Here is a 13,642-nt window from a genome sequence, read left to right as displayed (position 1 = left end):
ACTCCCCGGACCCGGAGCGTCTCCGTGATCGATGCCCTTCTGAATGCGATAACCCCGTTCAACCTGGCGCTTGCCCTGTTCGGCGTCATCGCCGGGACGTTCATCGGGGCGCTTCCGGGTCTGTCGGCCACCATGGCGGTGGCCGTTCTGGTCCCCTTCACCTTCACCATGGACCCGGCCTCGGGGCTGATTGCTCTGGGTGCGGTGTACACCGGCGCGATCTATGGCGGCGCCTATTCGGCGATCCTCGTCAACACGCCGGGAACACCCGCCGCCATCGCCACCTCAATGGACGGTTTTCCCATGGCCAAGCGCGGCGACGGCGACCTGGCGGTGACACTTTCGTGCCTGGGCTCGGTCGTCGGCGGCATGGTCGGTGCGCTCGCCCTGCTGCTGCTTGCCCCGCCCCTGTCGCAGGTCGCGCTCGCATTCGGTCCGGTCGAGTACTTCTGGCTCGCAATCTTCGGCCTTTCTCTGATCGCGACACTGTCGCGGGGGAACACCGTCAAGGGGCTCGTGGGCGGCGCCATCGGCCTGATCCTGTCTTGCGTCGGGTCCGCCGTCGTCGGCGGCGACGTCCGCTTCACTTTCGGCCAGACGCAGCTCCTTGGCGGGATTCCCGTCATTCCCGCCCTCATCGGCCTTTACTGCATTCCCGTGCTGATCGATCTGGTGATCAAGAAGGAGGCGCATCTCGAGCGCAGGGCCGAGGCGGTTTCGGGCTTCCGGTTCACCGAGGCCGTCGGCCTCATGCTGCGGTCGAAATTCAATCTCTTCCGCTCTGCCGTGCTCGGCACGGCCGTCGGCATCCTGCCGGCTGCCGGCGGCTCGGTCGCCGGTCTGATCGCCTACTCCGAAGCCAAGCGCACCTCGAAGAAGCCGGAAGATTTCGGGCACGGCGCCACCGATGGCGTCATCGCATCGGAAGCGGCGAACTCGGCGACCGTCGGCGGCGGCTTCATCCCAACCCTGGTTCTCGGCATTCCCGGAACGCCGCCGGACGCGATCATTCTGGGCGCTCTGCTGGTGCAGGGCATACGCACCGGGCCTCAACTCTTCACGCAACAGGCCGACATCGTCTACACATTCGTCTTCGGCCTGATCATCGGCACGCTGTTCATGCTGCCGACCGGCTTGATCATCGGCCGCTACGCGTTCCGGCTGATCGTCTCGGTCCCGAAGACGGTGCTGGCGCCCTCCATTGCCCTGCTCACGGTCATCGGCTCGTTCGCCATCGAGTCCAACACCGTCCATGTCGTCATCATGGTTGTGCTGGGCGTTTTCGGATGGCTGATAGCCCGCGTCGGCTTTGAGGCATCGCCCATCGTCCTGGGCCTCATCCTCGGCCCCATCGCCGAAGCCGGGTTCGTCCAGGCCTGGCTGATAGGCGGCGCGCAAGGCAGCATTCCGGCGATGTTCTTCGGGCGCCCCCTGTCTCTGGCGATCATCTTCATGATTGTCTTGACACTTGCCTCCCCGGCGCTCGTGAACTGGCGACGAGGGCGCATGCAAGAGAAAGGCGCAACGCCATGAGCGCCTCTCCCAATCGGCCGGTAGGCATCTCCGCACCCGACATCATCGCAGCAGCCATTGCCCTGACCTTCGGTGCCTACGCGCTCTACGAAGCGCGCACCATGTCGGACCTTGGTGCCGTGTTCCCGGTGACCGCGGCCATCGTGCTGATTGCCGGCGCCACGGCGATCCTCGCGCTCGGCTTCATGCGGCCCGCAAATCGGCAGACCGCGCCGCCAACCGAATGGAAGCGGTTTGCCTACGCCGTGATCACGCTGTTCGCATGGGCCGTCCTGCTGAAGCCATTGGGCTTCGTGATCACCTCGGCGCTGGGGATGCTCGCCATCACCCTCGCCGCACGCCGTGAACCGATGGCCGCAAAGGCGGCGGCGCTTCACGCGCTCAACGGCATCATCCTCATCGGCGCCTTCTATGCGGTCATGCGATATCTTTTGAAAATCGCCGTGCCCTGACCGTCTGCAGCCGGGCCGCCGCGTCGAACGCCATCGGCCATCGCCCACGATATTGATCGCCAGATCGGCGAGGCTCCGGGCCTCGCTTGCACATGGACCTGTCACGGGATTGTGCCGCTCTCTTGATCACGTAACGTGTCACAAAGGAGAACATAGATGGCACTTCGGCAACGTTTGCCCTGCCGCCACGTGCAGACCAAATGCGGTCGAGCGAGGCGGTCAACTCGACGCGCATATTCCCACGCGAACGCCACCATAAGCATGGCACAATCGTCTAACCTGCTACAGTGTATGAACTTTTTCTATGGAGACCAAGGCGTCCCGAACGAGGTGCGCTACCAGGCTGCGCTACACTCCGATATCGCGTCTCAGGCGGATTCCAACCGCGCCGGGCGCCGGTTCTATAGCCCCGGGCCGCCGCATTCGCACGGAACAAATCGGGTTGCGAGCGATCGAATCTCCCGTTGACTCAGGCGATGATCGCGCCTGTTTGCTCGGCCTCCTGCCGCCCCAGCGCGCCGAACACGGCCTTGACGATGCCATCGGCATCGAGGCCCGACTGGGCGTACATGCGGTCGGGTGAGGCCTGGTCGACGAAACGGTCCGGCAGGAACAGCGACCGGTACTTCAAGCCGTTGTCCAGAAGCCCCTGATCGAACAGGTGCTGGGCCACGAACGAACCAAACCCGCCCACCGAGCCTTCCTCGACCGTGATGAGAAGCTCGTGGTTGCGGGCAAGCTGGCCGATCAGTTCGGCATCGAGCGGCTTGGCAAAGCGCGCGTCGGCCACGGTTGCCGGCAGGCCGAAGGAACCAAGCTGCTCGGCGGCGAGCAACGCCTCCTTCAGGCGTCCGCCCAGCGACAGGATCGCCACCTTGCCGCCTTCGCGGACGATGCGGCCACGGCCGATCTCCAAAACCTCGCCGCGCTCGGGCATATCCACGCCGACGCCTTCGCCGCGCGGATAGCGGAAGGCCAGCGGCCCCTCGTCATAGGCCGTCGCAGTCCGGACCATGTGCTTGAGCTCGGCCTCGTCGCCGGCGGCCATGATCACCATGCCCGGCAGGCAGCCAAGGTAAGCGATATCGAACGAACCGGCATGGGTCTGACCGTCGGAGCCGACGAAGCCCGCCCTGTCGATCGGAAACCGCACCGGCAGCTTCTGGATCGCCACATCGTGCACGACCTGATCGTAGGCGCGCTGCAGGAAGGTCGAATAGATGGCGCAGAACGGCTTCATGCCGTCGGCGGCCAGACCGGCGGCGAAGGTCACGGCATGCTGTTCGGCAATGCCGACATCATATGTCCGCCCGGGGAAGGCGTCGCCGAAAATGTCGACGCCGGTGCCCGAAGGCATCGCCGCGGTGATCGCGACGACCTTGTCGTCCGTTTCCGCTTCCTGAATGAGCGACTGGCCGAACACCTTGGTGTAGCTGGGCGCGTTCGGCTTGGCCTTGGCCTGTGCGCCGGTAATCACGTCGAACTTTGCGACGCCGTGATACTTGTCGGCGGCGGCCTCGGCGGGGGCGTAGCCCTTGCCCTTTTGCGTGATGGCGTGGATCAGGATCGGGCCGACGCCGGCATCGCGCGCATTGCGCAGGACCGGAAGCAGATGGTCCAGATTGTGGCCGTCGATCGGCCCGACATAGAAGAAGCCCAGCTCCTCGAAGAGCGTGCCGCCGGAGAAGAAGGCGCGGGTGTACTCCTCGGTCTTGCGCGCCTTGTCCTGGATGAATTTGGGCATGCGCTTGGAAAGCTGCTTGGCCGCTTCGCGCAGGGAGATATAGGTGCGACCGGACACCAGCCGCGCCAGATAGGCGCTCATCGCGCCGGTCGGCGGGGCTATCGACATATCGTTGTCGTTGAGGATGACGATCTGCCGCGCATCCATGTGGCCGGCATTGTTCATCGCCTCATAGGCCATGCCCGCCGACATCGACCCGTCGCCGATGACCGAGACCACGTTGCGCTCGATTCCCTGCAGGCGCGCCGCTTCCACCATGCCGAGGCCGGCAGAAATCGAGGTCGAGGAATGGGCCGCGCCGAACGGGTCATACTCGCTCTCGGCGCGCTTGGTGAAACCGGACAGGCCGTTTTCCTTGCGCAGCGTGCGAATGCGGTCGCGGCGGCCGGTCAGGATCTTGTGCGGATAGCACTGGTGGCCGACATCCCAGATCAGCCGGTCATGCGGCGTGTTGAAGACGTGATGGATGGCGATTGTCAGTTCGACGACGCCCAGGCCAGCGCCCAGATGACCGCCGGTCTGGCTGACCGCATCGATCAACTCGGCGCGCAGTTCTTCTGCGAGCTGCGGCAGTTGGTCGTCGGAAAGGGTACGCAGGTCCGCCGGCGTGCGGACCGTATCCAGAAGCGGGGTATCGGGTCCCATACTCATGCAGTCTGCCTCCCGCAGGGTCTCGTATGCCGTTAAGGCAACGATGCAACAACATATGACACAAAAAAGTGTCAACTTGAATTGTCACTCGTGTCCGGCTCCGTGTCAATGAATACCGGCATAACCAGGCAGCGAGCCTGCTTTACAGCGCAATGTGGCCGACGCAAGCCATTGCCACCCCGGCACGCCGGAGTTCGCTTTCTGGAACGTCTAACGGCAGGCGCCATTCAGGCCAACCGGGCTGTGTCGATCGGCGATGCGCCCATTTGGCGCGCCTTATTCGGCGGGCACGGCCTGCGCCGGCGCCGCGCCCCAAATCATCGCATCCTGAAGGGCGCGCAGGTCGGCGATCATCGATCCGGATTTGGGCATGGCGTTGTCCCAGGTCAGAAGATCACCCTTGGCGATCGGCCTGAGCGCCCTGCCCTTTTCCAGAAGTCCGCACGGGATGGCGCGCGCCGATCGCGCGTCGGTAGCGTTCATCGTGAAGGACCGATAGCAGTACTGGCCAACCGCGCCGAGCGTCTCACCGGCCGCGATGTCCCGCTTGGCAACCGCGCAGACTTCGGCGACCGGCGTTTCCAGCGGCACCATGTCCGGCCTGCCGTGCAGCATGATGCGCGCGGCGGTCAGCGGCACTTCCAGCGAGGTCAGATGATAGGGCCGATGGAAGGTGAAGTAAGGCCCCTCGCCCATCTTCAGATCGGCCATGCGCTCGTGAATGCGCGGGTGTTCGGCCTTGATCACGACGAAGACGCCCGGCGACACGCCCTTGCCTATCGAGTAATCGACGCATCCGGGCTTCGACAGGACGCCGCCATCGGCTTGGGGGATCAGCACCGATGCCAACTGGTCGACCGTGGCGCGCGGACCGTGCATGCCGGGCACGTCAGGCACGAGACCGGTCGCGTTGGCGATGGCCGCCATCTCCACCATCGTCTTTGAGCCGTCGACGAACTCGACCAGCATCCGGACATTCATGTTCCGTCGATCGGCTTCTTCCTGAAGATCGTCCGGCACCGCATCGACATTGAGCGGGTTGTTCTTGCCCTTTCCAGCCGAGACCACCGAATGGCCCATGGCGGTGACGAACTCGATGATCTCCATGCAGGAGGAGGGTTCGTCGCCGGCGCCCAGCGTGTAGACGACGCCCGCCTTGTCAGCCTCATGCTTGAGGTAAGGCCCTATGCAGACGTCGCATTCGACATTCATCATGATCAGGTGCTTGCCGAAGCCGATCGTGCGCATGCCGATATCGGCGCCGGCTTCGGGCACGCCCGTCGCGTCGATCACCACATCGACCAGATCATGCGACAGGGCCAGATCGAGATCGTCGGTGACGGCGATCCTGCCAGCCTCGATGGCAGCCGATGCCGCATCGTGGCTGGAGACCGCCTGCGTGCGGCCCGCCTCGCCATAGGCGAGCGTCGCGCCCTGCTCGGCCCTGCCGGGCGTGCGCTCCATGACGGTGGCGATCTCGATGCCGTCCATCATCGCAACCTGCGTGAAGATGTCGGTGCCCATCTCGCCGGTGCCGACCATGCCGATACGGATCGGATTGCCATCCTCGGCGCGCCGGCGCAGCTCGGCGGCAAGGCCGGTCAAGGCGACATTGGGCGGTTTGAACTGCATTACAACTCCCGTTTGGCGCATTGTTCGCCAAGCGGGCGCGATAAAGCAAGTTCGCCGAAACGCCTAGGACCGGCTTTTCACCCCGGAACAATTCCCCGCGCCACCAGTTCGCCGATCACCCGGTTGGCCGCCTCGTCGGCGCTCAGCGCGGACGTATCGATGCGCAGATCCGGCTTTTCGGGCCGCTCATAGGCAGAGCCGATGCCGGTGAAGTTCGGAATCCGGCCGGCACGGGCCTTCTTGTAGAGCCCCTTGGGGTCGCGCTGTTCGGCGACCTCCAACGGCGTGTCGATATGAACGAGGAAGAATTCGCCATCGGGCACCAGGTCGCGCGCCAGCCGCCGCTCGGCGCGGAACGGCGAAATGAAGGAGACGAGCGTGATGAGGCCCGCTTCGGTCATCAGCCGCGCGACCTCGGCGACCCGGCGGATGTTCTCGACGCGGTCGGCATCGGAAAAGCCCAGATCCTTGTTCAGCCCGTGCCGCACATTGTCGCCGTCGAGCAGCATGGTGTGCGCCTGGTTGGCGGCGAGTTTCTTCTCGACAAGATTGGCGATCGTCGACTTGCCCGATCCCGAAAGGCCGGTGAACCAGACGACGCAAGGGCGCTGGCCCTTCATCTGTGCCCGTTCGATTTTGCCGATGTCGGTGGCCTGCCAGTGGATGTTGTCGGACCGGTTGAGCGCATGATGGATCATGCCCATGCCGACGGTCGCATTGGTCAGCTTGTCGATCAGGATGAAACCGCCGGTCTCGCGATTGTCGTCATAGGGGTCGAACGCGATCGTCCGGTCGAGCGTGACCGGGCATACGCCGATTTCATTCAGAGCCAGGTCCCGCGCGGGTTCCTCAGCGAGCGTGTTGATGTCCACGCGGTGTTTGGGCGGGCCGAGCGTTGCCTGCGCGGTGCCGCTGCCGGTCTTGATCTGGTAGGCGCGGCCCGGGAACATCTTCTCGTCCGCCATCCAGATGATCGTCGCCTCGAACCGGTCGCCGGTCTGCGCCGGCGCGCCCGTGCCGACGATCATGTCGCCGCGCGAGACGTCGATCTCGTCGGCCAGCGTCAGCGTCACCGACTGGCCCGCGACGGCGCCCTGCGCATCGTCATTGGCGCCAATGACACCGGTCACCGTGCTCTGCCGACCGGAGGGCAGGACCGTGACCGGATCGCCCACACCGACGAAGCCGCCGGCAATCTGGCCGGCAAAGCCGCGGAAATCGAGGTTCGGACGGTTGACCCACTGGACAGGCAGCCGGAACGGCTTGTCGGACCGGTCGCCGCCGATCTCAACCTGTTCGAGATGGTCCATCAGCGTTGGACCGTCATACCAGGGCATGGAAGCGCCGGGTTCGATGACATTGTCGCCTTCAAGCGCCGAGATGGGGATCGCCGTGATATCGGGCTCGGTGCCCAGCGCACGCGCGAGCAGGCGGTATTCGCGCTCGATCCGGCGGAAGACGGCCGCGTCATAATCGACGAGATCCATCTTGTTGACGGCGACGACGATGTTGCGGATGCCCAGACGCGAAACGATGAAGGAGTGGCGGCGCGTCTGGGTCAGGATGCCCTTGCGCGCATCGACCAGAATGATCGCCAGATCGGCGGTGGAAGCGCCGGTCGCCATGTTGCGCGTATATTGCTCATGGCCCGGCGTATCGGCGACGATGAATTTGCGCTTTTCGGTCGAAAAGAAGCGGTAGGCGACATCGATCGTGATGCCCTGTTCGCGTTCGGAGGCCAGCCCGTCGACCAGGAGCGCCAGATCGAGCCGGTTGCCCTGCGTGCCCGACTTGCGCGAATCCGCATAGAGCGCGTCGAGCTGGTCCTCGAAAACGAGCTTGGATTCATAGAGCAGCCGGCCGATCAGCGTCGACTTGCCGTCATCCACGCTGCCGCAGGTCAGGAAGCGCAGGAGCGATTTCTGTTCGTGCGATTTCAGGTAGGCCGCAATGTCATCGGCCGCCAGATCGGATGCATAGTGGGCCATCAGAAATAGCCTTCCTGCTTCTTCTTCTCCATGGATGCCGATTGGTCATGATCGATGGCCCGGCCCTGCCGTTCGGATGTCGTCGCCAGCAGCATTTCCTGGATGATGTCGAGCAGGCTCGTCGCCTCGCTCTCGACGGCGCCGGTCAAGGGGTAGCAGCCGAGCGTGCGGAAGCGGACATGTCTGGTCTGCGGCACTTCGTTGGGATGCAGCGGGATACGCTCGTCATCGACCATGATCAGCATACCATCGCGCTGGACCACGGGCCGGGGCGCGGCGAAGTAAAGCGGCACCAGTTCGATCCCCTCGCGGTGGATGTATTGCCAAATGTCGAGCTCGGTCCAGTTGGACAACGGAAAGACGCGGATCGATTCGCCCGGTCGCTTTCGGGGATTGTAGAGCTTCCACGGCTCGGGCCGCTGGTTCTTGGGGTCCCAGCGATGGTCGGCGGTGCGGAACGAGAAGACGCGCTCCTTGGCGCGGGATTTTTCCTCGTCGCGCCGCGCGCCGCCGAAGGCCACGTCGAACCTGTGCAGATCGAGCGCCTGGCGCAGGGCCTGCGTCTTCATCACATCGGTGTGTACCGACGAGCCGTGGGTGAACGGATTGATGCCCTGCGCCAACCCTTCCTGATTGGTGTGGACGATCAGCTCCATGCCGGTCTCGTCCGGAATCCGGTCGCGGAACGCGATCATCTCGCGAAATTTCCAGGTCGTATCGATGTGCATCAGGGGAAAGGGCGGCGGCGCCGGATAGAACGCTTTTTGCGCCAGATGCAGCATCACCGCCGAATCCTTGCCGATCGAATAGAGCATGACCGGGTTTTCCGCCTCGGCCACCACTTCACGCATGATGTGGATGGCTTCGGCTTCCAGACGGTCAAGATGCGTCAGGGTCGACATGGCGGTTTCCTTCGGTGTCAGGTGCCGGTGCCGGCGGATTTACCCATGCAGCGTGCGCGCGCTCCGGGCGACGAGGCGATGAAATCGGGGTTGCGGTATCCGGGTTTGCCGTAGGCGAGCGGCTGGCCGTCGGCGGTCACCACTTCGCCGCCTGCGGCAGCGAGTACCGCATGGCCGGCAGCGGTGTCCCACTCCATGGTCGGGCCGAAGCGCGGATAGATGTCAGCCTTGCCCGCGGCCAGCACACAGAATTTGAGCGACGAGCCGGCGGTGATGCAGCTTTCGATCGCATGGTCTCGCAGGAAGGCGCGCGTCGCGGCGGAATCGTGAAACCGGCTCGCAAGCGCCACCAGGTCGCTGTCGTCGCCGCACGGGCGCACCTTGAGCGCGGTGCGTATGTCGCGCTCGCACAGTTCCTCGGCATTCGCGCCCGGTTCGGCGATGAACAGGCGCCCAAGCGCCGGCGCATGGACGATGCCGGCCACCGGAACGCCGCCTTCGACCAAGGCGATGTTGATCGTGAATTCGCCGGTCCTGCGGATGAACTCCTTGGTGCCGTCGATCGGGTCGACCAGAAAGAAACGATGGGCGCCGCGCGCCGCTTCGAGACTGGCCACGCGCTCCTCGCTGACGACCGGGATCGCCGGATAGGCCTTTTGCAAGGCCGAGACGACGATCTCGTCGACGGCGATGTCGGCTTCGGTCACAGGTGTGCAATCGGCCTTGCGGCGCACCTCGATGTCGCCCGAATAGACCTCAAGCGCCGCGCGGCCGGCGCGGCGGACGGTGGGTATCAGCGATGTCAGCATGATCGTGCTCATGGTGGTTGATTGGCAAATGCCCATCGCGTTCCGTCAGGTGACGCAATGGGTAGACGCTTGTCGGCGCCGTGGCGAAGTCTGAACGTCTAACCGGCCGGCCTTCGGAGAAATATTCTTCCGGACCGGTCATCGGATGCGTTACGCCGACCGCGCCCGGATATCGTCGATGGCGTCGAGCACCGCCTCCGGCGTTGCCGGCGTCCGCAGGTTGGGCGACAGTCCCGGCTCGCCGCAGGAGGCGACCGCGTCTCTCAGCGCCAGCCAGACCGAGACGGCCAGCATCAGCGGCGGTTCGCCGACGGCTTTGGAGCGGAAGACGGTTTCCTCTGCGTTCGGCGCGCTTTCGAGGATCGCGACGTTGAAATCCGGCGGCACATCGCGCGAGCCGGGGATCTTGTAGGTCGATGGGCCGACCGTGCGAAGCCGGCCCTTGTCGTCCCACCACAACTCCTCGCAGGTCAGCCAGCCCATGCCCTGGACGAAAGCGCCCTCGATCTGGCCGAGATCGATGGCGGTGTTCAGCGAGGCGCCGCAATCCTGCAATATGTCGGCGCGCAGGCAACGGTTCTCGCCGGTCAGCGTGTCGATGGCGACTTCGGCGACCGCCGCGCCATAGGTGAAATAGAAGAACGGCCGGCCCTTCATCGCCTTGCCGTCCCAGTGGATTTTCGGCGTCGCATAATGGCCGGCCTCGGACAGCGAGACGCGCTCGGCCCAGCTCATCCGCGCCAGTTCGGCAAAGGAAATCGACCTGTTTCCGGCATGCACCCGGCCTTCGCGGAAGACGATCTCGTCTTGGGGCACATCGAAGTGCCTGGCCGCGACCGGCGTCATGCGATCGCGGATGGCGGTCGCGGCCTTGAAGGCGGCCATGCCGTTCAAATCCGAGCCGGTCGATGCGGCGGTCGGCGACGTGTTGGGCACCTTGCCGGTGTGCGTCGCGGTGATCTTGACCGCCTCGATGTCGAGCTGGAAAACCTCGGCGACGACCTGGGCGACCTTGACGAACAGGCCCTGCCCCATCTCGGTGCCGCCATGGTTCAGATGCACCGAACCGTCCTGATAGACATGGACCAGCGCGCCCGCCTGGTTGAGCGAGGGCAGGTTGAAGGAAATGCCGAACTTGACCGGCATCATCGCCAGGCCGCGCCGGATCACCGGATCGGTGGCGTTGTGCGCATCGATCTCGGCGCGGCGGTGCTGCCATTGCGCCGATTGCAGCACCAGATCGGTGACTTCGACGAGCCGGTTCTGCTCGACAGGCTGGCCGTATGGCGTCGTCTCGCCGGTATCCGGCCCGTAATAGTTGATGGCGCGGACGCGGTTTGGGTCCATCTCCAGTTCACGCGCGATCTGGTCGATCATCGCCTCTGAGGTGATCACCCCTTGCGGCCCGCCAAAGCCGCGAAAGGCGGTGTTGGAGACCGTGTTTGTCTTGCAGGCATGGCCGACAAAGCGCGCGGCAGGGAAATGATAGGCATTGTCGGTGTGGGTCAGCGACCGCGTGATCACGGGTCCGGTCAGATCCGCGGTGTTGCCGGCGCGCGCGAGATATTCGACATCGGCGCCGACGATGCGGCCCTCATCGGTCACGCCGATCCGCCATTTCGACACCATGTCGTGGCGTTTTCCCGTCGCCGACATGTCGGCGGACCGCTTCAGCCGCATCCTGACCGGCCTGCCGGTCTTGCGCGCCAACAGCGCGGCCGCGCAGGCGATGATCGTCGCCTGGCTTTCCTTGCCGCCAAAGCCGCCGCCCATGCGCCGCACCTGCACGTCGACGGCGTTCGCAAAGCCGCCCAGAACATGCGCCACATGGTGCTGCACCTCGGTGGGGTGCTGGGTCGAGGAATGGACGGTCATGTCGCCATCCTCGCCCGGAATGGCATAGGCGATCTGGGTTTCGAGATAGAAGTGATCCTGCCCGCCGATCTCCAGCCGGCCTTCGACGATGCGGTCGGCCTTTTCGAGCGCAGCATCGACATCGCCGGAGGCCAGCCGCTGCGGCGCGATGACGTGATCGCCGCGCGCATGGGCCTCTTCGATGTCAAGTACGGGCGTCTCTTCCGTCAGATCGAATTGCACGGCATGCGCGGCGCGCACCGCCTGCTCGAAGGTTTCGGCGGCCACGGCGCCAACGGGCATGCCGATGTAATCGAGCGCGCCGTCCGCGAACATCGGCTCACCCGAAAGGATCGGCGCGATGTCATTGTGGCCGGGTATGTCGCCAGCGGTGACGATCGCGACAACACCGTCCATCGCGGCCGCCTCGGATGCATCGACGCCGTTGAGCGTGCCCTTCGCCACCGGCGACAGGATCAGCGCGGCATGGAGCGTGCCGGGCATGTCGGCCATGTCATCGATATAGACGGCCTGGCCGCTGACGTGTTTCTTCGCGCTGTCATGGGCGATGCCCTTGCCGACGACGGCTCGGTGGACCGGCTGGACGTGCTCGTTCACAGCGCCATCACCTCCACGGTTTCGCCGGCCACATCGCGGGCCAGCCGTTCGATCAGGTTCGCGGCGACGCGCTGCCGGTAGACGGCCGAGCCGCGCCAGTCGGTCAAGGGTTTGAAGTCCGCAGCCAGCGCTTTTCCGGCCTCGCGCGCGGTTTCAGGCGTCAAGACCTTGCCGCGCAAGGCGGCTTCGGCGTTCGGCGCGCGTGTGGGGATTGCCGCCATGCCGCCATAGGCGATGCGGATATCGGCAACTGTTCCGTTGTCCATCGCAAGCCAATAGGCGCCGCACACCGTCGAGATGTCCTGGTCATAGCGCTTGGAGATCTTGTAGGTCCGCATGGTTTCACCGACCTTCGCGCGCGGCACGGTGACGCTTGCGATCACTTCATCGGCACGCAGCTGGGTCTTGCGGTAATCGAGAAAGAAGTTCTCGAGCGGCATCGTCCGCTCTCCGTCTTCAAGCGAAACGAGCGTGATGGTCGCGCCGAGCGCGATCAGTGCGGGCGGGCCGTCACCGATCGGGCTGGCGGTGCCGATATTGCCGCCAATCGTGCCCATGGACCGGATCTGCGTCGAGCCGAAACGGCGGATGAGCGTGGCGAAGGAGGGATAGTCCTGGCCGACTGCATCGAGCACCTCTTCCCACGTGATCGCCGCGCCGAACGTCCAGTGATCGTCATCGGTTTCGATGCGGCGCAGCTCGGCGACATGGCCGGTGGTGATCGTTTCCGGCCAACGGGTTTCGTAACCGGCCAGCGGTACGCCCAGATCTGTTCCGCCGGCGAGCAGTACCGCATCGGGGTGGTCACGCCGCAGCATCAGCAGGCCCCGCAGATCGCGCGGCCTGTGAGCCGTCGCGCCGCCCGCATCGGTGTGCGACGTCACAAGGTTCTCATCGACCGCCGGCGCCGGTTCGATGCGAACGCGCGCGGCAGCGGCCTTCGCCGCATCGACGATTGGCCGGTACCCCGTGCAGCGGCAAAGATTGCCCGCCAGAGCGTCGTGGATCGCGCCCTCGTCGGGGTCGGGATTGCGCGCCAGAAGGCCCGTCAACGCCACGGCGATGCCAGGCGTGCAGAAGCCGCACTGAGAAGACCCGTTCTTGGCCATCTCGTCCTGCACGGCGTTGAGCACGGCACCCTCGCCGGCCAGCCCCTCGACGGTGACGATCTCGCCGCCATCGATCTGCGCCACCGACATGATGCAGGAATTGGCGGCCAGCATCGGCGCTTCTGCATCACCGCCACGCCTGAACAGAATCGTGCACGCACCGCAATCGCCCTCGGCGCAGCCTTCCTTTGTGCCCTTGCGGCCCAGATGATCGCGCAGCAGGTCGAGCACGGTCGTATCGGGCCGGACCTCGGTGGCCACAGGCTGCCCGTTGAGAACAAAGGCGGTGTGGGTCGTCATATGTGCTCCTCGCGCCGGCACCGGGTTGGTTCGGTTGCCGGATCGTCTGA

General features: G+C 64.9%; 9 protein-coding genes. 2 read left to right on the top strand and 7 right to left on the bottom strand.

Annotation, left to right across the window (positions count from 1 at the left end; translation table 11 throughout):
• Positions 1 to 24 precede the first annotated feature (24 nt).
• Positions 25 to 1,533 carry a tripartite tricarboxylate transporter permease gene (locus ACOQOU_RS14520; RefSeq protein WP_306024517.1) on the top strand — a complete coding sequence of 503 codons (1,509 nt, stop codon included), beginning with the start codon at positions 25 to 27 and terminating at the stop codon, positions 1,531 to 1,533.
• Complete coding sequence (locus ACOQOU_RS14515; RefSeq protein WP_109767351.1) at positions 1,530 to 1,985, top strand: tripartite tricarboxylate transporter TctB family protein; 456 nt, start codon at positions 1,530 to 1,532, stop codon at positions 1,983 to 1,985. Before ACOQOU_RS14520 ends, ACOQOU_RS14515 begins: the two co-directional genes overlap by 4 nt.
• Positions 1,986 to 2,454: 469 nt before the next feature.
• Here the strand turns inward: ACOQOU_RS14515 and dxs are convergent, their stop codons facing one another.
• The 7 genes from dxs to xdhA all read right to left on the bottom strand — a co-directional run bounded on the left by dxs (position 2,455) and on the right by xdhA (position 13,592).
• Entirely contained in the window at positions 2,455 to 4,374 is a 1,920-nt protein-coding gene (gene dxs, locus ACOQOU_RS14510) for a 1-deoxy-D-xylulose-5-phosphate synthase (protein WP_420578889.1), read from the bottom strand.
• 282 nt (positions 4,375 to 4,656) lie between these two features.
• The gene (locus ACOQOU_RS14505) at positions 4,657 to 6,012 is read right to left on the bottom strand and encodes an NAD(P)H-dependent oxidoreductase (RefSeq protein ID WP_306024515.1); all 1,356 of its coding nucleotides are present in this window, start codon (positions 6,010 to 6,012) and stop codon (positions 4,657 to 4,659) included.
• A 77-nt stretch (positions 6,013 to 6,089) separates the two neighbouring features.
• Positions 6,090 to 8,000, bottom strand: coding sequence for a sulfate adenylyltransferase subunit CysN (gene cysN, locus ACOQOU_RS14500; protein WP_109767354.1), 1,911 nt, complete (start codon positions 7,998 to 8,000; stop codon positions 6,090 to 6,092).
• The gene (gene cysD / locus ACOQOU_RS14495; RefSeq protein WP_109767355.1) at positions 8,000 to 8,902 is read right to left on the bottom strand and encodes a sulfate adenylyltransferase subunit CysD; all 903 of its coding nucleotides are present in this window, start codon (positions 8,900 to 8,902) and stop codon (positions 8,000 to 8,002) included. Before cysD ends, cysN begins: the two co-directional genes overlap by 1 nt.
• Positions 8,903 to 8,919: 17 nt before the next feature.
• Positions 8,920 to 9,711 carry a 3'(2'),5'-bisphosphate nucleotidase CysQ gene (gene cysQ / locus ACOQOU_RS14490; protein WP_196780357.1) on the bottom strand — a complete coding sequence of 264 codons (792 nt, stop codon included), beginning with the start codon at positions 9,709 to 9,711 and terminating at the stop codon, positions 8,920 to 8,922.
• A 150-nt stretch (positions 9,712 to 9,861) separates the two neighbouring features.
• The gene (gene xdhB / locus ACOQOU_RS14485) at positions 9,862 to 12,183 is read right to left on the bottom strand and encodes a xanthine dehydrogenase molybdopterin binding subunit (protein ID WP_306024514.1); all 2,322 of its coding nucleotides are present in this window, start codon (positions 12,181 to 12,183) and stop codon (positions 9,862 to 9,864) included.
• The gene (gene xdhA / locus ACOQOU_RS14480; RefSeq protein WP_306024513.1) at positions 12,180 to 13,592 is read right to left on the bottom strand and encodes a xanthine dehydrogenase small subunit; all 1,413 of its coding nucleotides are present in this window, start codon (positions 13,590 to 13,592) and stop codon (positions 12,180 to 12,182) included. Before xdhA ends, xdhB begins: the two co-directional genes overlap by 4 nt.
• Positions 13,593 to 13,642: the final 50 nt, after the last annotated feature.

Origin of the sequence: Oceaniradius stylonematis, assembly GCF_965223445.1 — a bacterium.
GTDB lineage: Bacteria > Pseudomonadota > Alphaproteobacteria > Rhizobiales > Rhizobiaceae > Roseitalea > Roseitalea stylonematis.
This window is presented reverse-complemented; position numbering and strand designations above follow the sequence as displayed.